Annotated in this window: 1 protein-coding gene; it reads left to right on the top strand. The window is 69.1% G+C overall.

Translation table 11 applies throughout. The features are described from left to right. Positions 1-1,271, top strand: a 1,271-nt coding sequence (locus tag ACZ4WH_RS43970) for a ribonucleoside-diphosphate reductase subunit alpha (protein WP_468191975.1), incomplete at both ends; no start/stop codon positions are given.

Below are 1,271 nucleotides of genomic sequence, written 5' to 3'. Positions count from 1 at the left end.
GCCGACGTGCCGGAGCTGGTCGACCTGTGGGGCGAGGAGTTCGACACCGCCTACCGCAAGGCCGAGGCGGCGGGCCTGGCGAAGAAGACCATCGCCGCGCGGGACCTGTACGGCCGGATGATGCGTACCCTCGCGCAGACCGGCAACGGCTGGATGACCTTCAAGGACGCCGCCAACCGGACCGCCAACCAGACCGCCGAGCCCGGCAACGTCATCCACTCCTCCAACCTCTGCACCGAGATCCTGGAGGTCACCAACGACGGCGAGACCGCCGTCTGCAACCTCGGCTCGATCAACCTCGGCGCCTTCGTGGACACGACGACCGGGGACATCGACTGGGAGCGGCTGGACCGGACCGTCCACACGGCCGTCGCCTTCCTGGACCGGGTCGTCGACATCAACTTCTACCCGACCGAGCAGTCCGGCCGCTCCAACGCCAAGTGGCGCCCGGTCGGCCTCGGTGCCATGGGTCTCCAGGACGTCTTCTTCAAGCTGCGCCTGCCCTTCGACTCCGCCGAGGCCAAGGCCCTGTCCACGCGGATCGCCGAGCGGATCATGCTCGCCGCCTACGAGGCCTCCGCCGACCTCGCCGAGCGCAACGGCCCGCTGCCCGCCTGGGAGCAGACCCGCGCCGCCCGGGGCGTCCTCCACCCCGACCACTACGAGGTGGAGTTCACCTGGCCCGAGCGCTGGGCGGCACTGCGGGAACGTATCGCTGCGGTGGGCATGCGCAACGCCCTGCTGCTGGCGATCGCCCCGACCTCGACCATCGCGTCGATCGCGGGGGTGTACGAGTGCATCGAGCCGCAGGTCTCCAACCTGTTCAAACGCGAGACGCTCTCCGGTGAGTTCCTCCAGGTCAACTCCTACCTCGTGCAGGACCTGAAGAACCTCGGCGTCTGGGACGCCCGCACCCGCGAAGCCCTGCGCGACTCCAACGGCTCCGTCCAGGACTTCCGCTGGATCCCCGAAGACATCCGCACCCTCTACCGCACGGCCTGGGAGATCCCCCAGCGCGGCCTGATCGACATGGCCGCCGCCCGCACCCCGTACCTCGACCAGGGCCAGTCCCTCAACCTCTTCATGGAAACGCCCACCATCGGCAAGCTCTCCTCCATGTACGCCTACGCCTGGAAGCAGGGCCTGAAAACGACGTACTACCTGCGCTCCCGCCCGGCCACGAGGATCGCCCGCGCCGCCCAAGCCACCGTCCCCGTACAGCAGGCCACCGACCCCGACGCGATCGCCTGCTCCCTGGAAAACCCCGAGTC

The organism is Streptomyces sp. NPDC029138, from assembly GCF_055564375.1.
This window is presented reverse-complemented; position numbering and strand designations above follow the sequence as displayed.